Here is a 20,782-nt window from a genome sequence, read left to right on the forward strand (position 1 = left end):
CCGTCGCGGTCGGCTCACGCAAGCGAGAATGAGCGGATGCGGGTGGCATTGGCGTTGGGCAGCGGAGGAGCCCGCGGGTACGCCCACATCGGAGTGATCAACGAACTGCACGAGCGGGGCCACGAGATCGTCGGTATCGCGGGGTCGTCGATGGGCGCCCTGGTGGGTGGCCTGGAAGCGGCGGGGCGGCTCGACCAGTACACGACCTGGGCCGGTTCGCTGACCCAGCGGGCGGTATTGCGCCTGCTCGATCCGTCGATCACGGCGGCGGGGGTGCTGCGGGCCGAGAAGATCCTCGATGCGGTGCGGGAGATCCTCGGCGAGGTGCGGATCGAGGACCTGCCGATTCCCTACACCTCGGTGGCCACCGATCTGATCACGGGCAAGTCCGTGTGGATGCAGCGCGGTCCGGTCGATGACGCGATCCGAGCGTCGATCGCGATTCCGGGCGTCATCACTCCACATGTGCTCGACGGCCGGCTGCTGGCCGACGGCGGAATCCTGGATCCACTGCCGATGGCTCCGATTGCCGCCGTCACCGCCGACGTCACGATCGCCGTCAGCCTCTCCGGGGATGATCCCGAAGCGCACCGCCGCGACCGGGAACCCCGGCAGGCCACCGGCGACTGGTTGAACCGGATGTGGCGCAGTTCGTCGTCGCTGCTGGATTCCAAGGCCGCGCGGTCACTGCTGGACACACCGACGGGGCGCGCGGTGCTGGGCAGGTTCACCGTGGGTGACGACGAGCCCCTGGAGGCTCCTAGCGAACCGGTGATGCCCGTGGTGCCGCGGCTGGGCGGCTTCGAGGTGATGAACCGTGTCATCGACATCGCGCAGGCGGCGTTGGCCCGGCACACCCTGGCGGCCTATCCACCCGATCTGTTGATCGAGGTGCCGCGCACGGTGTGCCGGAGTTTGGATTTCCATCGCGCCAACGAGGTGATCGACATCGGCCAGGAGCTGGCCAGTGCCGCACTGGACACGCTCGAAGCGACCGTGTCCGCGTCAGAGGCCTAGGAACTGCGCAATGCGGGCAGCTTCGCGCCGGCCCTGCGCACGGCCGGCCTGCGCCGAGGGTGCCCGGCAGGCCGGGTCGAGAGGGTTCGGGCCGAATGCCTCCAACGCCCCGGCGTCGGCGAAGACCGCGAGCGTGGCCCCTGCGAAGGCGGCGATCTCGTCGGCCGTGCCGGTCCCCCACGGCGACGGCGCATCGGGTGCCGACGGCACGAGGACCACGGCGGTGTCGCAGTCGGAGACGGCGGACATGTTCACCGAGCTGCCGACACCGCCGTCCATGTAGCGCCTGCCGGCGATGCTGACGGTGGGCCACGCGCCGGGTACAGCACAGCTGGCCGCCACCGCATCGACCAGATCGACTCCCGAGGCGCGGTCGAAGACCACGAGTTCGCCTGTGGCGATGTCGATTCCGGTCACGCGCAGGTCGCGTGACGGCCAGTCGTGCGACGGCAACCGGTGGGCGATCACCTCACGGCGCACGCCTTCGTCGACGGTGTCCGTGGCGGCGGCGACGGCACCGATCTTCGTCAGCTTCTGCTCCTTGGTGGTACCGGGGGTCATCACGGCGTCCAGGAACAGCTCGGTGATGCCGTCGACCGAGACCCCCGGGTGGATCTCGTGTGAGGTCTCCGACAGCTGACGGGCGAACAACTCCTCCAGCGGCAGGTCACTGGAGAGCTGCGCGGCGACCGTCGACCCCGCCGAGGTGCCGAGCAGGACGTCGGAAGCCAGCAGCGCCCGACCCGCGGCGGGCACGTTCTCGGCGATACCGAGCAGAACACCTGTCTCCCAGGCGATTCCGGCCAGTCCGCCACCGGCCAGCACTAGGGCACGACGCGTCGTCACCCTCCTGTTCTACCGGACGGTCTGACTCGCCGCCGCTACCGGGTTCAGATCGGCGACGCTCAGGCGGTGCGCGGGCGGGGCGAGGACGCCGGTGGTCGAGGTGAGGGCCAATCCGGGTCCGACGTGCAGCAGTTCGCCGTCGCCGAGGAGCCGCCAGGCGGGGTCGTCGTCCATCCGCTCGGTCGCGAACACCACCGACGGCCCGTCGCCGGACCGGGCGTTGATCCTGCTGCTCCGCATCTCGAACGGGGTGTGGTCGGCGGGCGTGCGGCGATCGAGCACGAACAGGTCGTGGGTGTCCGGGTAGCGCAGCGCCCACATCTCGGTCGCGGTGCACAGCAGGATGTTGATCGCGAACACTCCGACGTGGGCGCCCAGCCATTCGACGGCGTCGATCAGGCCGGCGGTGACGTCGCCGCCGCGTGCTCGTATCGCGCCGGTGATGAGCGCGAATACCCGTTCCGAATCGGTCTGCCCCACAACCAGTTCGGAGATGCCCAGCTCGGCCAGACGCGCGTCGAGCACATCCAGGTCGGTCACGACGCCATTGTGGGCGAACAACCGGCCTTCTTGCACGAAGGGATGGGTGTTGGTCGGGTCGGGGGCTCCGGTGGACGCGTAGCGCACATGGGCCAGTACCGTCGTCGCCACCACGTCGCGGGCCTCGCGGGCGAACGCGGCGTCCTGCCACGCGGCCAGCGGTTGCTTGTCCACCACGGGTTGTCCGGCCGCGTCGAAGTAGCCGAGGCCGGTGCCGTCGGGATTGCGGCGGCTCTGTTCGGCCAAGCTGTCGGGGGCATCGAGCAACCAGAACGTCACCGGCACAGCCGTCCCGGCGTGCATCCCGAACAGGCGGCACATCTACAGGTGGGGTGCGGCTCTGCCGCTGATCAGAGGCAAGTCGAGGTAGGTCGCGATGCCCGGCGCGGCGGCGCAGACCGCGGGTACCGAGTTCACGCAGTGGGCGGCCGTGCCGACCACGCCGTATTCGGGCCCCTGGCCGCCGACCTCGGACTGGAAGCCCGTCACCGACACGGTGAAGTCGGGGTTGCCGCGCACCTCCATCTCGTAACGCTGTCCGGCCGGGCCGAAGGACCAGGCGGGGTCGAGGTGCTCCTCACCCATCAACCAGTTCACCGTCACCCGGACCACGGGCTCGCCGTCGACAAGCGCTTCCCAATGGAATTTGCGTCCCGCCACCTGCCCCGGCTCGATCGGCCCCATCGGCGACTCGATCGTGGCGGTGGCCACGGCGATCTCCTGCGTCGCCCGCACTCGCGGATCAGAGTGAAAGCCCAACTGGTCCACACACATTCGGACGGCCTGGATGAATCCCGCGTCGAGCATCTTCTGCATCGGCCCGGTCAGTGCCTTGTCCGGTGTCTCACCGAAGCCCATCACGTGCCGCAGCACGTCGGGCGCTTCGTAGGTGCGTAGATCGGAGAACTCCTCGGCGCGAACGAAGGTGACGCCGGTCGACATCGCCGAGAGCATGAGCGGGAACTTCTCGCTGATGCCGCCGGGCGCGATGCCGGTGCCGTGCAGGGTGGCGTCGCCGGCCAGTGCGGCCTCGCGCAGCGGCGCACCGCTGCGCTCGCTGGGATACAGCCAACCGACCGGGGTCACGACGTTCTTGCCCGAGCGCAGCAGCGCGATGACCTCGTCGGGGTTGGCGATCAGCGGGGCGTAGATGACCGCGTCGGCGTCCATCGCGAGGATCTCATCGATGCTGTCGGTCGCGGTGATGCCCAGCGGGGCCACGCCGATGAGCTCGCCGACGTCGCGTCCGGCCTTCGCGGCCGAGTGCACCCAGCAGCCGGCGAGTTCCAGCTCGGGGTGCTCGAGTACGCCTTTGATCGCGGCGACGCCGACACCGCCGGTCGCCCATTGCACGACGCGCAGCGCCATTCCGCCTCCTCCAACAATGCCGACAAAGAACTGGAACGTGTTCTACTCAGATGTACACCAGCGCCCGGCGGGCCGGTCGCGATTGGCGAAGGGATCAACACATGAAGCGTGTGTTCGTGGTCGGCGGGGGAATGACCAAGTTCGAGAAGCCTGGACGACGGGAGGGCTGGGACTACCCCGACATGGCGCGGGAGTCCGGCACCAACGCGCTCGCGGACGCCGGCATCGACTACTCCGAGATCGAGCAGGGCTTCGTCGGGTACTGCTCGGGCGACTCGACGTCGGGTCAGCGGGCACTCTACGAGCTGGGAATGACCGGTATCCCGATCGTGAACGTCAACAACAACTGCTCGACAGGGTCGACGGCGCTGTACCTGGGCGCCCAGTCGATCCGCGGCGGGCTGGCCGACTGCGTGCTGGCGCTGGGCTTCGAGAAGATGCAGCCTGGCTCGCTCGGCGGTGGCGCCGACGATCGGGAGTCTCCGATGAAGCGACACATCCTCGCGCTCAACGACATCGACGCAATGCAGTTCCCGGTGGCGCCGTGGATGTTCGGGGCCGCGGGCCGCGAGCACATGCAGAAGTACGGCAGCACCGCCGAACATTTTGCCAAGATCGGGTTCAAGAACCACAAGCACTCGGTGAACAATCCGTACGCACAGTTCCAGGACGAGTACAGCCTCGACGACATCCTGGCCGCGAAGATGATCTCCGATCCGTTGACCAAGCTGCAGTGCTCGCCGACCTCGGACGGGTCGGCGGCGGTGGTGCTCGCCAGCGAGGACTACGTCGATCGGCACGGCCTCGCCGGCCGGGCGGTGGAGATCGTCGGGCAGGCGATGACCACCGATTTCGCGTCGACGTTCGACGGCAGCGCGGCCAACATCATCGGCTACGACATGAATGTGCAGGCCGCGCAGAAGGTCTACGACCAGTCCGGCCTCGGGCCGCAGGATTTCCAGGTGATCGAGCTGCACGACTGCTTCTCGGCCAACGAGCTTCTGCTCTACGAAGCCCTCGGACTGTGCGGGCCCGGCGAGGCGCCGAAGCTGATCGACGACGAGGACACCACCTACGGCGGACGCTGGGTGGTCAATCCGTCGGGCGGGCTGATCTCGAAGGGCCATCCCCTGGGTGCGACGGGTCTGGCCCAGTGCAGCGAGCTGACCTGGCAGCTGCGCGGCGATGCCGACAAGCGTCAGGTCGATGGTGTGACGGCGGCGCTGCAGCACAACATCGGGCTGGGTGGCGCGGCGGTCGTGACGGCCTACCAGCGCGCCGAACGCTGAGGTTTCTTCCGCCGACCAGTCGCGAACTCGAGTGACACGTCGGGCGAAATACTCGAGTTCGCGTCTGGTCGCGCAAAGAAACGGACATGAAAAGACCCGGCCGGGAAGCACCGACCGGGTCTTTCCTCTCGCGTCCTACACCGCGGCAGGGGCTTTCTCCTGTTGCGGCTCCTGAACGCGTGAGCCGTGTCCGTCGTCGACCATTGTCAGCTCATCGAACGGATCTCGCCCGGCGAGCACGTCGTCGACCTTGGTCCTGTCGATCGTGCGGGTCCACGACCCGACGAGCAGAGTGGCCACCGCGTTGCCCGAGAAGTTGGTCAGCGCCCGCGCCTCGGACATGAACCGGTCGATCCCGACGATCAGGCCGACGCCGTCGAGCAGGTCGGGGCGGTGGGCCTGCAGGCCGCCGGCCAGCGTCGCCAGCCCCGCGCCCGTCACACCGGCCGCACCCTTGGAGGCGACGATCATGAACACCAGCAGACCGATCTGCTCGGGGATCGACAGCGGGTCACCCAGCGCGCCGGCGATGAACAGCGACGCCATGGTCAGGTAGATCGCGGTGCCGTCGAGGTTGAACGAGTAGCCGGTGGGCACGACCACGCCCACGGTCGAGCGGTCCACACCGAGGTGCTCCATCTTGGCGATCAGGCGCGGCAGCGCCGACTCGGACGACGAGGTCGACACGATGAGCAGGTACTCGCGAGCGAGGTAGCGCACCAGCTTGAAGATCGAGATGCCGGAGACCACCCGCAGCAGGGAGCCGAGGATGCCGAAGACGAAGATCGCGCAGGTGATGTAGAAGCCCAGCATCAGCGTCAGCAGCTGTCCGACTGCGGACCAGCCGGTCTGGCCGACGACGTTGGCGATGGCGCCGAAGGCGCCGATCGGGGCCAGCCACAGGATCATGCTCAGGACCTTGAACACCAGCTTCTGCAGGTGCTCGACACCGCGCAGGATGGGCTCACCGGTGGAGCCGAGGGCCTGGACTGCGAATCCGACCAGCAGTGCGATGAACAGGGCCTGCAGCACGCTGCCCTCGGTCAGCGCGGAGAACATCGACGTGGGGATGATGCCCTGGACGAAGTCCATCAGGCCACCGGCCTCGTGTGCCTTGTCGGCGAGTTCGGCGCCCTTGGCGGCCGTGGTCGAGCTGATGTTCAGGCCCTCACCGGGGTGGAGAAGATTGCCGACGACCAGACCGATCGCCAGCGCGAACGTCGACATCGCCAGGAAGTACACGAAGGCGAGCCCGCCGACCTTGCCGACGGTGGCGGCTTTGCGCACCGATCCGATGCCCAGCACGATCGTGCAGAAGATGACCGGCGCGATCATCATCTTGATCAGCGCGACGAACATCGTGCCGAGGACGCCGAGGCTCTTGCCCACCTCGGGGGTGACGATTCCGACGCCGACGCCGGCGATCACCGCGATGATGACGGCGATGTAGAGCCAGTGGGTGCGGTCGCGCCGCTTGGGCGCTTCCGGTGTGGGGGGCCGGTCGACGGTGGTGGTCATGTGCTTCCTCCGAACTGGGGTGACGAAGTGGTCTGAAAGGATGGTCAGCCAGCGCGTGAGCCAGGTCACGTTTTAGTTCATTTCGTTCAGGGAGGGTGCGTACACGATGCGATCGCTCCGCGCCGCGTGGCCGCGGTCCCTGGCCGGCCAGGCGATCGCCCTGCAGGTGCTGGTGATCGCGCTGATCGTGGCGGTGGGCAGCATCCTGGCGCTGATCGACGCCCGTCAGGACGGTGACGCAGCGGCTCGCGATCAGGTGCTCGGCATCGCCACCTCGCTGGCCGACGCCCCCTCGACGGCGTCGGCCATCGAATCGGGCCGCGCCACCGAGGTGCTGCAACCGATGACGGAGCTGGTGCGCACCCACACCGACATCGCGTTCATCACGATCATGGCGCCTGACCGCACCCGGTTCACCCACACGGATCCGTCTCAGATCGGCGGCAAGTACCTGGGCACCATCGAACCCGCGCTGCAGGGTGAGACGTTCAGCGAGACGTACACCGGCACGTTGGGTCCGTCGATCCGCGCGGTCGCGCCGGTGCGCGACGGGTCGGGCCGCATCGTCGGCCTGGTTGCCGCCGGCATCTTGCAGAAGAGCCTGGCCGAACGGTGGCGATCTCAGTGGCCGGTGATCGCGGCGGTGGGCGTCGGGGCGCTCGCGGTGTCACTCGTCGGGGTCTGGGGTATCCGCCGCCGGCTGCTGCGCCAGACCAGGGGCCTGCGGCCTGAGGAGCTGCGGGTGATGTACGACCACCACGACGCGATCCTGCATTCGGTGTCCGAGGGTCTCATCGTGCTCGACCGCGACGGCGTGGCGCTGGTCAATGACGAGGCGAGGCGGCTGTTGTCCTTGCCGGAGGGCTCGGTGAAGCGAACGGATCTGCCGGAGTTCCTGCAGTCGTTCGCGCCGGGTGCCCGGGACGAGGTCCATGTCACCGACGATCGCGTGCTGGTGGTGAACCGCTCCCCCGTGGCTTCGGCCGAGCGCTCGTCGGAGGTGGTGACGATCCGTGACCGCACCGAATTGCAGGGTGCGCTGGGCGAGTTGAACTCGCTGAAGGTGCTGACGGATTCGCTGCGCGCGCAGGCGCACGAGGCGGCCAACACGTTGCACACCATCGTCACGATGGTCGAGATGGGTCGGTCCGACGAGGCGGTCCGATTCGCGACCGCCGAGTTGGAGTTGTCGCAGCACCTCGTCGATCGTCTGTCGGGCGCGGTGGGGGAACCGGCGCTGGTGGCGCTGCTGCTCGGCAAGACCGCCCAGGCCGATGAGCGGGGAATCGAGCTGACGATCACCGAGGACACGTATCTGCCTGCCGGGGACGGGCATCTGCTCAGTGGTTCGGAGATGGTCACGGTGCTGGGCAACCTGATCGACAACGCGATGGATGCCTGCGACAAATCCGATCCGTGGGTCGAGGTCACGGTCAATCAGAGCGATGACCGGCTGCTGATCCGGGTGGCCGACAGCGGAGAAGGTATGGACACCAACACCTTTGACAAGGCGATGCGGCGGGGATACTCGACCAAGACGGGCAGCGACGCCGAGCAGCACGGCCTCGGGCTGGCGCTGGTGGCTCAGGTCGTCCAGAAGCACGGCGGATCGTTGCGCGCCGACGTGACGTACGGGTCGGTGGTCACGGTGGAGGTGAACGCGCTGTGATCCGGGTGCTGATCGTCGAGGACGAGCCGCTGATCGCCGAGGCGCATCAGGCGTATCTTGGTCGCCTGCAGGGGTTTTCGGTGGCAGCGGTGGCACACACGGCGCGGGATGCGATGCGGGCCGCCTCCGAGGCGGCGGCCGACGGCGCCGCGATCGATCTGGTGCTGCTCGACATCGGGCTGCCCGACGCGAACGGCATCGCGCTGGCGTCGGCGCTCTCGGGGCTGCGCCCCGCCCCCGACATCATCACGATCACCTCGGAGCGCGACCTCGAGATGGTGCGGGCCGCGGTCGGTCACGGTGCTCTCGCCTATCTGCTGAAGCCGTTCACCTTTGCGGCGTTCCGCGATCGACTGGAGCGGTATGCGCGCTACCGCGACGCACTTCCCGCGGGCACCGACGCCGCCAGCCAGGCTGAAGTCGACCGGGCACTGTCCGAGCTGAGGATCGGACCGGACCGGACCGCTGCACCCAAGGGCATCGCCCCCGGCACGAACGACGAGATCGCCCGCGCGGTGCGCGATTCCGGTGATGCGGGCGTCACCGCGGACGCCGTCGCCAAACAGATCGGGGTGTCCCGGGTGACGGCGTGGCGCTATCTCGAGCGCCTGGCCGACGAGGGCACGTTGCGTCGTGAGACCGATTACGGGAAGGCGGGCCGGCCGAAAACTCGCTACCAGTGGCGCTGACGCGGCTCAGACGCCGACGGGCTGGCGCACGCTGAGGGCGAACGGTTCGGTCGCGAGGAACTGCGAATAGAGCATGCCGATCGTGGACTCGACGGCGTGCACGCTGAGCCCACCGGCGTAATCCGCGAGGAACAGCTCGCCACCGTCGGCACTGTGCGCCACACACGACGGCCGGGCCGGCGCCGTCAGGGCGTCGACGACCTCGAGACGCGTCGCGTCCACGACGTGGACACGGTCGTAGTCGACGACGTAGACACGTGCCTCGTCGCGACTCAGTGACAGCTGGGTCGGCGCCCCACCGACGGCGATCGTGCCGGTCACCCGCGCGGTGGCCAGGTCGACGACGTGCACTGCGCCACCGATCGCGCGATCGGAGGTCAGGGCGTACACGGTGTCGCCGGCACAGGCCAGATCGCGCAGCGGGGAGCCGACGGGCACGACGCGCTGCACGCGCGCGGTCTCCGCGTCGACGATGACGAGCTGGCTGCCGCGGTCATCGGTGACGGCGACCAGCAGGCGCCTGCCGCGGGGGTCGAGCGCCAGCGCGTCGATGTTGGCCGCCGGACCCTTTCCGATGTCGATGGTTCCGGCGCGCTCCGCGGTGACGTCGATGACGGTCACCTCGACGCGGTCGGCCGACGCGCGGCCGGCGTAGAGCCGTTTGCCGTCGGGCCCGACCGCCAGTGCGGTGATCCCCGAGGCGACGGGGAACGTTGCCATCACGCCGGCAGTTTCCACGTCGACGACGACCACCGCGTCCTGCTGCGCCGAGGTGACGCTGACGTAGGCGCGGTCGTCACTGACGACGACACCGGTCGGCTCGCCATCGAGACCGAGCACGGCTCGCTCGGCGAGCGTATGGGGGTCGAGCAGAGTGAGGGTGTCGTCGGCCGGGTTCGCGACAGCAATCGCGCGGGGGCCGGCGGCGATGTCGCCGACCGGTCCACGGCCAATGCTCAGACGGCGCACAGCGCTCGCGTCGGAGTCCTCGGTAGCCACGTCGGCCACATGGGTCTCGTCGGACACTTCCGTGTGCTTGCGCACCGGCATCCACGTGGGCATCGCAAATCTGGCCATTGCAGTCTCACCTCCCCCGGGACGACGTCTCCCGGGTCCGATTACGTCTGTCAGCAACCCTTGCGGGCGCAGTTCTGGATCGAGTGTATCGACCAAAAATCAAGGTCAGAGGTGCCAAAGGTCACATGCGCGAAGGAGCGCGGAGAAACTCTCAACACACACTTAGACTTTTCTTGGTTATCGATTCGTTACGTTGCGATGGCAACGAGCAAACAGCCGATGAACAGCACGGCATCGCCGATCCGCAACCGCTGTCAACGACTGTGACCAAGTCGGCGCGCTCAGGGTTTCTTAGAGTCCTGCCGCGAAGTGAGTGCCAGATCACACCGGGACACGGCAGCAAATTATCGCGGTGGACAGCGCCACGGCACTCAGGCCGGTTCGGCTCCGCGAAGGACGGGCACTTCGGCTCGGGGAATCAGGCCTTCGGGGTCGCACAACTGCAACACGCGGGCGACCGCCGGGCTCCCGACGACGCACCACTCGACGTCCTCGCGAGAGAAATGTGCGCTGATGGCATACAGCGCGGACGCGCCGTCGAAGGCCATGAACGGCACCGCGGTGAGGTCGACGACCACTGCGCGGCACACACCGGCGGCTTCTCGGATCGCATGCGCGAAATGCTTGGCATTGGCCGCGTCCACCTCACCGGCGACCGCGACCGTCACTTCCTTCGCCCGGCCACGACCGCGCGTCCGAGTCGCAACAGTCAGGTCTGTCGAAGCCACAGAGAAGCTTCGGCAGTCTGATGACCTGCTACGAATGGACGTGACGGTCATGGCACGGACATCACTGCGGCATGGGCTGTTACTCCGCAGCCTTCTGACGGGCCTCGTTAGCCTTGGCTTCGGCGCGCGCCTTCTCGGCTTCGGCCTCTTTCTGGGCTGCTTCGCGCTGAGCGTCGGCCTTGTCCTGCTGGGCTTCGCCTTCCTCCTGCAGATCGTCACGGCCGGTCACGACGCCGGCGACCTCTTTGGCCTTGCCCTTGATGCCTTCGACGACACCCTTGACGGCTTCTTCGGGACCAGAATTGTTGTCACCCACGGGAGCGCTCCCTCTTCAGTGTTGTGCCCGGACGGATCGTTCCGCTCCGGGGAGCGGCCCGGCCGCTCAGCGATGCGTCTGTTCCCTGGTCCCCGGGGATGTCAAACATTCAACCAGTGAAGGCGCTGAGCGCGACATCCAATGACGAGAACAGTTCGATGTAGTCGGCCAATCCCATGATCGTCATCGGCCTGCTGGTGGCGGGACCGTCGGCCACCACCGCGAAACGGGTGTTCTCGCCGAGCTGCTTGCGGGTTGTCATCAGCACTTCCATGCCGGCCGTGCCGAGGAAATCCACCTCGGTCATGTCCAGGATCAGGCCCGCGGGATGACTCTCGGCCGCGGCACTCATCACGTTCTGGAGCTCGGGAGCGGACAGCATGTCGACAGCACCGGACGCCGCGATCACGACAACGCCGTCGACCTGGTGTTCGCTGAATTGCTGCACGCGCAATGCCTCATCTCTCTTCGCCCTGCGGGGGCGCTGATGTCACGAGGCTGCAGTCTGAACCTGCTCGACGCGTTGCCGGAGCCGACAACCGGCTACAGGCTATCGGAGTGCCTGTGCGGGCGCGTGGACCGGATCGGCCGACCTGCGTGCATGCCCGCCGGCGGCGACTACCGTGGAGCACGCCTGAGGTTGGCACATCTCGCGGGAACACGGCTGAAATCGGAGGTGCTCCGTCCGCACGCGCACACAACTGGCTGAAGAGGTCGAACTCGGCCTCGCGGGCTCGTTGCACCCCAGACGCACCGCTATGCGGCTCCTGACGCTGCTCAAACCCGAGCTCGCGGATTGGGCCATGCTGGCGATGCCGGACGCGCGCAGCGGCGGGCTTCTCCTCCAGGGCGGCGAGTCGGTGGGATTCACCGCGACGATCTCGCAGACCTCGATCGCCGGCAGCCGTCTGGACCGGGTGCTGCGCACCGGAAACACCGATGCCACCTCGGACATCGCCGATCCGTCTCTCGCCGGGCTGCTCCCGCACCCTGCCTTGCGCGCCGAGGTCGCAGCGCTGGGGTTGACGGATCTTCTGGTCGTCGGGCTCAACGCGCGCGGCGCCACCTTGGGCGCGCTGCTGCTCGCTCGCCGCGGAGCGTTCGACGCGGACGACACCACGTTCGCCGGTCATCTCGCCGCCCGTGCCGCCATCGCGCTCGATTCCGCGCGCCTCTACGAGGAGCGCACGCAGATCGCGACCGTCCTCAGCAGAGCGCTGCGGCCACCGTCGCTGCCCGAGATCGAGCACTTGCATCTGGCGGCGCGCTACCGTCCCGCGGCAGAACACATCGACATCGGCGGCGACTTCTACGACGTGCTCGGCTCCGACCGGGACTGGCTGATCACGCTCGGCGACGTCAGCGGCAAAGGCGTGGAAGCAGCTGCTCTCACTGGGCGTACCCGGCAGAGCGTCCGCATGGCCGCCTATTTCGACCGCCGGCCGGCGATGCTGCTGCGTGCGCTGAACAGCGTGCTGTACGAGACGCGGCCCGAGCAGTTCGTCACCGTGCTGTGTGTCGGGTTACACATCGCCGAGACGGGCTCCCATATCGACGTCGACCTGGCCACCGCTGGCCATCAGGCGCCCCTGGTCATCCGCAGCGACGGGCTCGTGGAGCAACTCGAGGTGTTCGGCACCGCGTGCGGGATGATTCCTGACGTCGAGTACCGCACCATCACGCTGCGTCTGAACCGCGGCGACACGATGCTGATGTTCACCGACGGCGTCGACGAGGCGCACGGCGCGCAGGGCCTGTTCGGCGTCGATCGGTTGATCGGTCTGCTGCCCGCCTACGCAGGCGCATCGCCCGACGTGGTGTGCGAGGCGGTGGAACAGCAGGTTGTCGAGTACGTCGACGGCCGACCCCACGACGACATCGCGCTGCTGGCGGTGACGTGTCCGCGCTGACCGGGTCCGATGGCTCGACTCCTCCTCCGTCGTCGTCAAGCGACGACGATCAACACGATCGGATGCTGCGGTATCGAGACGCGGTCGCCGCACGTGACGCCGGCGCCGTGCAGTCGTTGATCGACCGCCTGCTGGCTGACGGTCTCGATCCGGTGACCGTGTTGACCGACGTCATCGCCGCGGTGCAGCGCGACAACGGGGAGCGGTGGCAGCGGGGCGAGTGGACCATCGCCGAAGAGCACGCTGCGACCGCGATGGCGGTGGCCGCGACCAAGGCGGTGAGCCGGCATGTGCGTTCCGTCGCGCCGACGCGCGGTCGAGTTCTGTTGGCCTGTGCGGAGCGGGAATGGCACGCGTTGCCCGCGATGATCATCGACTGCACGCTGCGCAGCGACGGGTGGGACAGCATCCTGATGGGTGCGGCCACCTCGCCGGTGCGGCTGAACCAGTATCTGCAGGACTACGGGCCCGAGGCGGTGGCCGTCAGCTGTTCGGTGCTGGGCTCCCTGCCCGCCACGAGGCGGTTCATCGAGGCCAGCACCGCCGCGGGGACACCGATCGTGGTGGGTGGTCCGGCGTTCGGCTCTGACGACGTGCGCGCCAAGGCGCTGGGTGCGACCGCGTGGGCGGCCGACGCGCACGGGGCGCTGACTGCTGTCGCGAGCCTGCCTCCGGTGGTTCCGCCGGTCTCGCCGTTGCCGCCCCGGGCCGCGGCCGAGCAGGCCGACCTCGAACACGACCACCGCGCGATCGTCGACGAGCTCGCCGCATCCTGGTCGGTGACCGCCGGCGGGCGCCTGGATGCCACGGACAGGGCCATGGCAATCGACGCGCTCAACCAACTGCTGCATGCGGTTTCGGCGGTCCTGCTGACAGGTGACAGCAGGCCGATTCCCGAGACGGTGGCGTGGATCGCCGACGTGGTCACCACGCGGGGACTCGCCGCGTCCGTCGTCGACGAACTCGCCGGCACGGCATCGGCGGCACTGCGCAATTACCCCCTATCGCGCGCCATCCTCGACACCCACTTCGCCGACGACCGCTGACGGCGCGGCGGCGTGGAATGGTCGCGCTTCCTTCGGGCGTTGAACCGTTCGGCCGTGGGCACCGTGTCACCGGTTGACACGCTCGCCACCGCCGAGCCGACACCACTGGGGGTTTCATGATGACCGCGACCATCCGCACAACCGTGACCGCAGGCGTGCTCGCTTCGGGAGCGATGATGGCGCTGGCGGTCCCGTCGCAGGCTGCGCCCACCTCGGACGCCACTGCGGGCGGCAACGCCGTGGCGACCATCAACCAGCTCAAGGCCTCGGGCGCTGATGTCCGGGTGAATCGCATCGGCAGCGCGCCGTTGGACGAATGCATTGTCACGAATGTGAACACCTTCTCGCGTCCGGCGCAGATCATCCCGATCAACGAGGACGACATCAACGTGTTCACCACGTTCCCCAAGCCCAAGGTGACGGTCACGCTGAACTGCTCGCGATGACACCGAAGCGGCCCAAACATCTTGTGGCCGTTCGGTGTCCGATTCGTGACCGGATCCAAAGCGCGCACCTAGGCTGCGCAAAGAGCCCACCCACGCCGCGGCCCTAGCGTCGTCGCTCGTGTGGTCATCCGCCACGCACGACTCGACGAATGGAGCGACGTATGAACCTCACCCGCACCCTGGGCACCTCGGCTGTTGCTGGGGCCTTGCTCTTCACTGGCCTCGCCTCGGGGGTTGCAGGCATCGCGGCTGCGGAACCCGGCGGCCCGTGCGGCGCGCCGGGTGCGCCGGCCTGCCAGCCGGCACCACAGCCGAACGGTGACTGGCAGCGCCGCGGCATCGACCAGGGCCGCCAGGATCACCAGCCCTTCCAGTACCAGGGCCAGCATGTCCAGCCGATGCCCGCCGGTAACGGCGACGGCTGGGGATTCTGGTTCCTGGGCCGCTGGATTCGGCTCTAGCGTGTGGCGCGCGGGCGGTGCACCCTCGAGGACATCGGCCGCACCGCTCGCGCGCGCCTCCCGCACAACCCTCGACCCGGACTTTAGCCTTGGTGGCCGTGACCACCTTGCTGGAACCGTCGCTGGCGGAGCTGGATTTCGAACCCGACATCCTGTGCACGTGCCGACGCTTCTGCGGCCCGCTGGCGCACCCGGCGCAGTGGTGGGTCACGCTGTCGTGCGGATGCCCCTATCCGATGTGCCGCCGTGCTCTGCGAATTGCCAACGTGCGGTTGAAGGTTCGCCCTCTGATGTGCCGGATGTGCGCCACCGACCAGATCTCGATCCGGTCGGTGGCGCCGATCTGACGTCAGCCGCGGCTGGGCTGCACGGGCTGTTCGTCTGCGGGCAGCTGCGCCGCGGGCCGCAGGACCGACGGCCGCATGCGCTCCGGCAGGGACCGCAGGACGAGTCCGATCGCGGCGATGACACCGACTGCGATCGCGACACCGACCGGGCCGGCGAGGCTCGGAAGCATGTTGTCGATCACCATGAAGATGCCGAACACACCGAACAGCGCTGCGGCGACCACCTGGATGAGCCGCTCCGGCAGGTGCTTGCCCGCGACCGCTCCTACCAGGATGGCCAGCGCGTCGGCGGCGACCATGCCGATCGTGGAGCCGATCCACACACCCAGCCAGTTGTTGTCGGCAGCCAACGTGATGGTGGCGAGCATGGTCTTGTCACCGAGTTCGGCGAGCATGAAGGCCGAGGTGACCACGAAGAACGCGGGCGCGGTGGCACGCTGGGCCCGGGACGCCTCCTGATCGGTGAGTGAGTCGCCGCGCAGCGTCCACAGGCCGAAGACGATGAACATCACGCCCGCGATCAGACCCAGCAGGTGGGTGGGAAGCGCGGCGCCCAGGTAGTGCCCGATGGCGACCGAGAGAATGTGCACGGCGGTGGTGGCCGCGAGAATCGCCGACAGCACCACCCACCACCGGTAGCGCAGGGCGAACATCATCGCCATCAACTGGCTCTTGTCGCCGAGCTCGGCCACGAAGATCACGGCGAAACTCAGCAGCAGGGCGGCGATCACTGACGGCTCCTCTGGTCGTGGCTGTCAGCCGGATCGGGTCACGCCTCCGGCCGGCAACCGAAATACGATGCACGGCCGAAGGTCTCGCCCACCGGTCCACGTGGTCCGGTTCGGATGACCGGGCGAGAACGCACGCGTTGCGCCAGTATGTCGACCATCCGATTGGGGGCTACTCCCCTTCGCTGACGGTAAGGCTACCCTCGGGCTCGACCCCACGCAACTCAGTGGCTCCGAAAGGAGCTGTCGCACAGTAAGTTTGAGTGATCGACTGCAATTGTTCGGGTACCCGCATCCACAAGTGACGCCTCTAGTACCCGCCAGCGTCGTGCACCAGGATCGCTCGCGTGAACAAGAGATGAAAACCCCAGCGCTGCATGCCCTTCTGCGACACAGAGCCAGGCGCCGTGGTCACCACCGCGATGTCGCATCCAGCGCCGGACGCGGCACCCAGACGGTGCGCCAGCAGCGCCGCCGGCGATGCGCATGCTCGCGCCGCCCGCCACTGTCTCACCGAGTCGCCGCTCCGATGAGATCGACTTCGGCGCGTTCGATGCGCCGGGCCGGGCCCGATACCGCAGAACAACGTTCCGCCAGTGTGTGGTGTTTGGCGGCGGGGTGAAAAGAGAACATTGGATCGTGACCGATTCCAGTACACCCGAGGACGCAACCCAGGCCACCGAGGAACAACGCGAGTTGCAGGACAAGCTCGACCATCAGGACGACGACGCAGACGCACCCGGAGGATGGCAGACGCGCCATCAGATCCCCGACGAGAACTGACCGACTAGTCAGCCGAGTCCGAAGGTCCGCGTTCGGGCACCATCCGGTCGCGCAGGCTGTCGTAGATCGGCGCCGATCCGGTGAGCTGCGCGGCGATCACCGCAGCGGCGGTCGCGGCCAGCATCGGCACCGTGACCGAGGTGGTCGCCGTCATCTCGATGACGATCACCATCCCGGTGACGGGCGCGCGCACCGTGGCGGAGAAGAAGGACGCCATCCCGACGATCGCCATCGGAATGGCCAGCCCGCTGAGGTCGTGCGGCCAGATGGCGTCGACGATCGTGACGAAGCCGACTCCCCACAGCGCTCCGATGGCCAGTAGCGGGGCGAAGAGCCCACCGGGCAGCGCAGCCGAATAGCTCAGCGGACCGGCGATGAACCGCACGGCGAGGTAGCCCACGATCGCGGTCAGGGCCAGGGTGTGGCCGCTGAGAACGAGTTGCGTGATGGTCTGCCCGTCGCCGACCGACAGCGGAAGCAGCACCGCGGCCAGCCCGATCACCGCGCCGATGAGGGGGGCCTTCACCGTTGTCGGGATGCGTACGACAGTGGCGACGTGGTCGAGGAACCACAGCACCGTCACGTTGTAGGCGGCCCCGAGAAGTCCGGTGAGCAGCCCGAAGATCAAGAACAGGGGCAGCCAGCCCAGCGCCGGAGCGGCCAACGGCTCGACCGCGAAGTCGGGGTGGTTGCCGAGGATCAGCCGCGTGCACCCGACCGCGGTCGCGGAGGCCAGCGTGGTGGCCAGCACCAGCTGCATGCGGAAGGACTTGCTGACCTCTTCGACGGCGAACAGCACGCCGGCGATCGGTGCGTTGAAGGCGACAGCCAGCCCGGCGCCGCCGACCGCGGTCTGCATCAGACGGACGTCGGCGTCACTCAGGCGGGCATGTCTACCGGCTTGGGCGCCCACCGCAGCACCCATATGAACAGTCGGGCCCTCCCTGCCCAGCACCAGTCCCGAACCGATGGACAGCACCCCGCCGACGAACTTCGCGAACAGTAGTCCGATCAGCGGTGGACGTGCGTGACCGTGATACACCGCCTCGACGTGCTGGATGCCGCTACCGGCGGCCAGCGGCTGCCGCCGCACGATCAACGCGGCCAGCCACGCCCCCAGCGCAGCCGCGGCGACCGGGATCAGCCACCCCGGACCGGGCAGGCGGTGCGCCCACTCGACCAGACCGAGCCGCAGCGTTTCGGCGTGCTGCAGGCACCAGCGGAAGGCGCCGCCGATGAGGCCGATGACGACGCCGGCAAGCGTCGCGGTCACCGCGAGGACGAACGATCCCCGCGCGGTCACCAGCGGCTACTCGACGACGAAGACGGGGATCTGCCGGTCGGTCTTGGTCTGGTACTCCGCATAGGGCGGGTAGGCCTCGACGGCCAGTGCCCACCAGTGCTCCCGCTCGTCTCCGGAGATCTCGCGCGCCGTCATCTCCTGCACCTCGGTGCCGTCCTGCACCGTCACCGCCGGGTTGGCCTTGACGTTGTGGTACCACGACGGGTGCTGGGGGTCTCCGCCCTTGGACGCGACCATCGCGTACTTACCGTTCTCCTCCACGCGCATCAGCGGCACATAGCGCTTCTGGCCGGACTTCGCACCGACGGTCGTGAACAGCACGACGGGCCGGTCCATGATGTGGACGCCCTCGGTGGTGCCCTGCTCGAGGATCTGCTTGGTCTGGTCGCGAACCCAGTCGGTGGGGCTCAGCTGCGGTTGCTCAGTCATGCCACCAGTCAACACCACCGACGTGACGATATTCCGGTGACCGACGAAGATGTCATGGCACTCAGAGCACTTTGGACAGGAAATCCTGCAGCCGTGGGTGTTTGGGATGGTCGAACACCTGGGCGGGGGTGTCGTCCTCGACGATGTTGCCGTCGGCCATGAAGATCACCCGTGAGGCCACCTCCCGCGCGAAGCCCATCTCGTGGGTGACGACGACCATGGTCATCCCCTCGGCGGCCAGCGTCCGCAGCACCTCGAGCACGTCGCCGACCATCTCCGGATCGAGCGCACTGGTGGCTTCGTCGAAGAGCATGATCGACGGGCTCATGGCCAGCGCGCGGGCGATGGCGACGCGCTGCTTCTGCCCACCTGAGAGCGTCGCGGGTTTGACCTGCGCCTTCTCGGCCAGGCCGACCTGCCCGAGCAGCTCCATCGCCCGCTTCTCGGCGGCCGCTTTGTCCATCTTCTTGGTCAGCAGCGGCGCCAGCGTGACGTTGTCCAGCACCGTCATGTGCGGGAACAGGTTGAAGTGCTGGAACACCATGCCGATGCGCTGGCGCACTTTGTCGAGGTCGATCTTCTTGTCGGTCAGGTCGAATTCGTCGATGACCACGGTGCCGTCGGTGATGTCCTCGAGCTTGTTCAGGCAGCGCAGGAACGTCGACTTGCCCGAGCCCGACGGGCCGATGACGCAGACGACTTCGCCCTCTTTGACCGTGGTCGTGATGCCGTCGAGGACCACCAGATCACCGAACGACTTCTTCAGGTTGTCGATGCGGATCTTCACCGCGCCCGTGGATTCCGTCGCGCTTTCGGGTGCCAGTTGGTTCATTTCACGAGCCTCTTCTCGAGTCGGTCCGAGAGTTTGGTCAGCGCCATGATGACGATGAAGTAGATGATGCCGATGATCAACCACATGTTGAACGACTGGTAGTTGCCGGCGATGATGATGCGGCCCGTCTGGGTGAGTTCGGCGATGCCGATCACCGACAGGATGGAGGTGTCCTTCAGCGTGATGACGAACTGGTTGATGTAGGACGGGATCATCGTGCGGATGGCCTGCGGCAGGATCACTTTGCGCATGGTCGGCAGGTAGCCGATACCGAGGCTTCGCGCCGCCTCCATCTGCCCCTTGTCCACGGATTGGATTCCGCCGCGGACGATTTCGGTCATGTAGGCGCCCGCGTTCAGGGACAGCGTGATGATGCCCGCGGTGAGCGCCGACATCTGGAAGCCCAGCGCTGACGGGATGCCGAAGTAGATGAAGAACGCCTGCACCAGCAGCGGGGTGCCACGGAAGATGTCGACGAACGTGGTGCCGATCGCGCGCAGCCAGACGGCCCGCGAGACGCGGAACAGCCCGAAGATGATGCCGAGGATCAGCGCGAAGAAGATCGAGACGACCGTCAGGATGATGGTCATCTTGAGGCCTTCGAGCAGCAGCGGGAAGGTGCTCTTGATCAGGCCGAGGATCGAATTGTCGTCGGTGGTGGCCTCTTCACCGAGGTAGGCACTGATGATCTTGTCGTATTCGCCCGAGGCCTTGAGGTTCTTCAGGCCTGCGTTGAACTTGGTGAGCAGCTCGGCATTCGCCCCCTTGTTGACGGCGAAGCCGTAACCGGTCGGGTCTTCCTTCGGGGTGACCGTCTTGAAGCCGTTGCCCTGCGCGATGCCGTACAGCAGCACCGGGTAGTCCTCGAAGACGGCGTCGGAGTTCCCGGTGCGCACCTCGTCGAACATCGACGACGAGTCGGCGAACGAGACCACCTGGAAGCCGTACTTATCCTTGATGGAGTTCGCGAAATCCGAGCCCTGGGTGCCGTTCTTGACGGCCACCCGCTTGCCTTTGAGGTCTTCGTAGGACTTGATGGTGTCGTTGGACTTGAGCACGGCCATCTGGATGCCGGACTCGAAGTAGGGGTCGGAGAAGTCGAACACCTTGCGGCGTTCGTCGGTGATCGACATGCCGGCGATGACGCCGTCGACCTGGTTCGCCTGCACGGCCTGCAGCGCGGCGTCGAATCCGAGCGGTTTGATGTCGACGGTGAAGCCCTGATCCTTGGCGATCGCCCGGATCAGGTCCATGTCGATGCCGACGAAATTGCCCTGTTTGTCCTGGAACTCGAACGGCGCGAACGTGGTGTCGGTGGCGACCGTGTAGGTCTGCCCCTGCGCCTGGGCCTGCGGGAGTGCCTGCGGAACTGTCAGCGCCGAACCGACGCCGAGCACGAGCAGTACTCCGAGCAGTGAGACGACCCTGCCCCACCCTCGC

The 20,782-nt window shown here is 67.5% G+C and carries 23 protein-coding genes and 1 pseudogene; 10 read left to right on the top strand and 14 right to left on the bottom strand.

The features are described from left to right. The first annotated feature begins 36 nt into the window (after positions 1-36). Positions 37-1,017: a patatin-like phospholipase family protein gene (locus ACZ50N_RS19325; protein WP_046362028.1), complete on the top strand. Its 981-nt coding sequence runs from the start codon at positions 37-39 to the stop codon at positions 1,015-1,017. On the opposite strand, the gene ACZ50N_RS19330 is transcribed toward ACZ50N_RS19325, so the two are convergent. The 3 genes from ACZ50N_RS19330 to ACZ50N_RS19340 are packed head-to-tail and all read right to left on the bottom strand — an operon-like array spanning position 1,006 to position 3,771. Then, positions 1,006-1,863 (bottom strand): patatin-like phospholipase family protein, encoded by an 858-nt coding sequence (locus tag ACZ50N_RS19330; RefSeq protein ID WP_046362029.1) that lies wholly within the window; start codon positions 1,861-1,863, stop codon positions 1,006-1,008. The genes ACZ50N_RS19325 and ACZ50N_RS19330 overlap by 12 nt on opposite strands. Positions 1,864-1,872: 9 nt before the next feature. Further along, positions 1,873-2,724, bottom strand: a complete 852-nt coding sequence (locus tag ACZ50N_RS19335) for a class II glutamine amidotransferase (protein WP_046362030.1) — start codon at positions 2,722-2,724, stop codon at positions 1,873-1,875. Continuing rightward, positions 2,725-3,771: an NAD(P)H-dependent amine dehydrogenase family protein gene (locus tag ACZ50N_RS19340; protein WP_046362031.1), complete on the bottom strand. Its 1,047-nt coding sequence runs from the start codon at positions 3,769-3,771 to the stop codon at positions 2,725-2,727. Between the two features lie 101 nt (positions 3,772-3,872). On the opposite strand from ACZ50N_RS19340, the gene ACZ50N_RS19345 reads away from it, so the two are divergent. Beyond that, on the top strand, positions 3,873-5,060 hold the full coding sequence (locus ACZ50N_RS19345) for a lipid-transfer protein (protein ID WP_464473562.1): 1,188 nt from the start codon (positions 3,873-3,875) through the stop codon (positions 5,058-5,060). A 135-nt stretch (positions 5,061-5,195) separates the two neighbouring features. Here the strand turns inward: ACZ50N_RS19345 and ACZ50N_RS19350 are convergent, their stop codons facing one another. After that, on the bottom strand, positions 5,196-6,578 hold the full coding sequence (locus ACZ50N_RS19350) for a cation:dicarboxylate symporter family transporter (RefSeq protein WP_048422923.1): 1,383 nt from the start codon (positions 6,576-6,578) through the stop codon (positions 5,196-5,198). Between the two features lie 106 nt (positions 6,579-6,684). On the opposite strand from ACZ50N_RS19350, the gene ACZ50N_RS19355 reads away from it, so the two are divergent. Both ACZ50N_RS19355 and ACZ50N_RS19360 read left to right on the top strand, forming a co-directional pair. Continuing rightward, positions 6,685-8,247, top strand: a complete 1,563-nt coding sequence (locus ACZ50N_RS19355; RefSeq protein ID WP_464473563.1) for a sensor histidine kinase — start codon at positions 6,685-6,687, stop codon at positions 8,245-8,247. Next, positions 8,244-8,936: a response regulator gene (locus ACZ50N_RS19360; RefSeq protein WP_048422921.1), complete on the top strand. Its 693-nt coding sequence runs from the start codon at positions 8,244-8,246 to the stop codon at positions 8,934-8,936. Before ACZ50N_RS19355 ends, ACZ50N_RS19360 begins: the two co-directional genes overlap by 4 nt. A gap of 6 nt (positions 8,937-8,942) precedes the next feature. On the opposite strand, the gene ACZ50N_RS19365 is transcribed toward ACZ50N_RS19360, so the two are convergent. The 4 genes from ACZ50N_RS19365 to ACZ50N_RS19380 all read right to left on the bottom strand — a co-directional run bounded on the left by ACZ50N_RS19365 (position 8,943) and on the right by ACZ50N_RS19380 (position 11,505). Next, on the bottom strand, positions 8,943-10,013 hold the full coding sequence (locus ACZ50N_RS19365) for an MmpL3/TtfA transport complex stabilizer (protein ID WP_464473564.1): 1,071 nt from the start codon (positions 10,011-10,013) through the stop codon (positions 8,943-8,945). Between the two features lie 371 nt (positions 10,014-10,384). After that, complete coding sequence (locus ACZ50N_RS19370) at positions 10,385-10,681, bottom strand: STAS domain-containing protein (RefSeq protein ID WP_236728335.1); 297 nt, start codon at positions 10,679-10,681, stop codon at positions 10,385-10,387. Positions 10,682-10,820: 139 nt separating this feature from the next. After that, the gene (gene mbp1, locus ACZ50N_RS19375; protein ID WP_046362038.1) at positions 10,821-11,057 is read right to left on the bottom strand and encodes a microaggregate-binding protein 1; all 237 of its coding nucleotides are present in this window, start codon (positions 11,055-11,057) and stop codon (positions 10,821-10,823) included. Between the two features lie 109 nt (positions 11,058-11,166). Further along, a complete protein-coding gene (locus ACZ50N_RS19380; RefSeq protein ID WP_048422918.1) occupies positions 11,167-11,505 on the bottom strand; it encodes an STAS domain-containing protein in 339 nt (112 codons plus the stop codon). A gap of 310 nt (positions 11,506-11,815) precedes the next feature. On the opposite strand from ACZ50N_RS19380, the gene ACZ50N_RS19385 reads away from it, so the two are divergent. The 5 genes from ACZ50N_RS19385 to ACZ50N_RS19405 all read left to right on the top strand — a co-directional run bounded on the left by ACZ50N_RS19385 (position 11,816) and on the right by ACZ50N_RS19405 (position 15,267). Beyond that, positions 11,816-12,967 (top strand): PP2C family protein-serine/threonine phosphatase, encoded by a 1,152-nt coding sequence (locus ACZ50N_RS19385; RefSeq protein WP_082164060.1) that lies wholly within the window; start codon positions 11,816-11,818, stop codon positions 12,965-12,967. Between the two features lie 62 nt (positions 12,968-13,029). Beyond that, on the top strand, positions 13,030-14,013 hold the full coding sequence (locus ACZ50N_RS19390; protein ID WP_464473565.1) for a cobalamin B12-binding domain-containing protein: 984 nt from the start codon (positions 13,030-13,032) through the stop codon (positions 14,011-14,013). A 119-nt stretch (positions 14,014-14,132) separates the two neighbouring features. Next, positions 14,133-14,459, top strand: a complete 327-nt coding sequence (locus tag ACZ50N_RS19395; RefSeq protein ID WP_236694201.1) for a hypothetical protein — start codon at positions 14,133-14,135, stop codon at positions 14,457-14,459. Between the two features lie 149 nt (positions 14,460-14,608). Then, a complete protein-coding gene (locus tag ACZ50N_RS19400; protein ID WP_236694198.1) occupies positions 14,609-14,920 on the top strand; it encodes a hypothetical protein in 312 nt (103 codons plus the stop codon). A 98-nt stretch (positions 14,921-15,018) separates the two neighbouring features. Beyond that, complete coding sequence (locus ACZ50N_RS19405) at positions 15,019-15,267, top strand: hypothetical protein (protein WP_236728334.1); 249 nt, start codon at positions 15,019-15,021, stop codon at positions 15,265-15,267. A 2-nt stretch (positions 15,268-15,269) separates the two neighbouring features. Here the strand turns inward: ACZ50N_RS19405 and ACZ50N_RS19410 are convergent, their stop codons facing one another. Further along, entirely contained in the window at positions 15,270-15,998 is a 729-nt protein-coding gene (locus ACZ50N_RS19410) for a TMEM165/GDT1 family protein (RefSeq protein WP_464470248.1), read from the bottom strand. 307 nt (positions 15,999-16,305) lie between these two features. Continuing rightward, a pseudogene (locus tag ACZ50N_RS19415) lies at positions 16,306-16,470 on the bottom strand (GNAT family N-acetyltransferase); the annotation flags it as partial. 164 nt (positions 16,471-16,634) lie between these two features. On the opposite strand from ACZ50N_RS19415, the gene ACZ50N_RS19420 reads away from it, so the two are divergent. Then, positions 16,635-16,778 (top strand): hypothetical protein, encoded by a 144-nt coding sequence (locus tag ACZ50N_RS19420; RefSeq protein ID WP_162231998.1) that lies wholly within the window; start codon positions 16,635-16,637, stop codon positions 16,776-16,778. A 4-nt stretch (positions 16,779-16,782) separates the two neighbouring features. Here ACZ50N_RS19420 and ACZ50N_RS19425 read toward each other — a convergent pair whose 3' ends face one another. From ACZ50N_RS19425 to ACZ50N_RS19440, 4 genes are all read right to left on the bottom strand, one after another. Beyond that, entirely contained in the window at positions 16,783-18,081 is a 1,299-nt protein-coding gene (locus ACZ50N_RS19425) for a H(+)/Cl(-) exchange transporter ClcA (RefSeq protein ID WP_464470247.1), read from the bottom strand. Between the two features lie 6 nt (positions 18,082-18,087). Next, positions 18,088-18,510, bottom strand: a complete 423-nt coding sequence (locus ACZ50N_RS19430) for a nitroreductase family deazaflavin-dependent oxidoreductase (RefSeq protein ID WP_046362046.1) — start codon at positions 18,508-18,510, stop codon at positions 18,088-18,090. Positions 18,511-18,571: 61 nt separating this feature from the next. Continuing rightward, entirely contained in the window at positions 18,572-19,342 is a 771-nt protein-coding gene (locus ACZ50N_RS19435; RefSeq protein ID WP_048422912.1) for an amino acid ABC transporter ATP-binding protein, read from the bottom strand. Beyond that, positions 19,339-20,757: an amino acid ABC transporter substrate-binding protein/permease gene (locus ACZ50N_RS19440; protein WP_464475684.1), complete on the bottom strand. Its 1,419-nt coding sequence runs from the start codon at positions 20,755-20,757 to the stop codon at positions 19,339-19,341. The genes ACZ50N_RS19435 and ACZ50N_RS19440 overlap by 4 nt, the downstream gene beginning before the upstream one ends. Between the last annotated feature and the right edge of the window lie 25 nt (positions 20,758-20,782).

The sequence above is a fragment of the Mycolicibacterium obuense genome, from assembly GCF_055397605.1.

Bases quoted from the DNA above. Each gene is read 5' to 3' on its own strand.
- ACZ50N_RS19325 (WP_046362028.1), top strand. From the start codon at position 37: ATGCGGGTGGCATTGGCGTTGGGCAGCGGAGGAGCCCGCGGGTACGCC.
- ACZ50N_RS19350 (WP_048422923.1), bottom strand. From the start codon at position 6,578: ATGACCACCACCGTCGACCGGCCCCCCACACCGGAAGCGCCCAAGCGG.
- ACZ50N_RS19385 (WP_082164060.1), top strand. From the start codon at position 11,816: ATGCGGCTCCTGACGCTGCTCAAACCCGAGCTCGCGGATTGGGCCATG.
- ACZ50N_RS19430 (WP_046362046.1), bottom strand. From the start codon at position 18,510: ATGACTGAGCAACCGCAGCTGAGCCCCACCGACTGGGTTCGCGACCAG.
- ACZ50N_RS19390 (WP_464473565.1), top strand. From the start codon at position 13,030: ATGCTGCGGTATCGAGACGCGGTCGCCGCACGTGACGCCGGCGCCGTG.
- ACZ50N_RS19395 (WP_236694201.1), top strand. From the start codon at position 14,133: ATGACCGCGACCATCCGCACAACCGTGACCGCAGGCGTGCTCGCTTCG.
- ACZ50N_RS19335 (WP_046362030.1), bottom strand. From the start codon at position 2,724: ATGTGCCGCCTGTTCGGGATGCACGCCGGGACGGCTGTGCCGGTGACG.
- ACZ50N_RS19400 (WP_236694198.1), top strand. From the start codon at position 14,609: ATGGAGCGACGTATGAACCTCACCCGCACCCTGGGCACCTCGGCTGTT.
- ACZ50N_RS19340 (WP_046362031.1), bottom strand. From the start codon at position 3,771: ATGGCGCTGCGCGTCGTGCAATGGGCGACCGGCGGTGTCGGCGTCGCC.
- ACZ50N_RS19345 (WP_464473562.1), top strand. From the start codon at position 3,873: ATGAAGCGTGTGTTCGTGGTCGGCGGGGGAATGACCAAGTTCGAGAAG.
- ACZ50N_RS19355 (WP_464473563.1), top strand. From the start codon at position 6,685: ATGCGATCGCTCCGCGCCGCGTGGCCGCGGTCCCTGGCCGGCCAGGCG.
- ACZ50N_RS19365 (WP_464473564.1), bottom strand. From the start codon at position 10,013: ATGGCCAGATTTGCGATGCCCACGTGGATGCCGGTGCGCAAGCACACG.
- ACZ50N_RS19435 (WP_048422912.1), bottom strand. From the start codon at position 19,342: ATGAACCAACTGGCACCCGAAAGCGCGACGGAATCCACGGGCGCGGTG.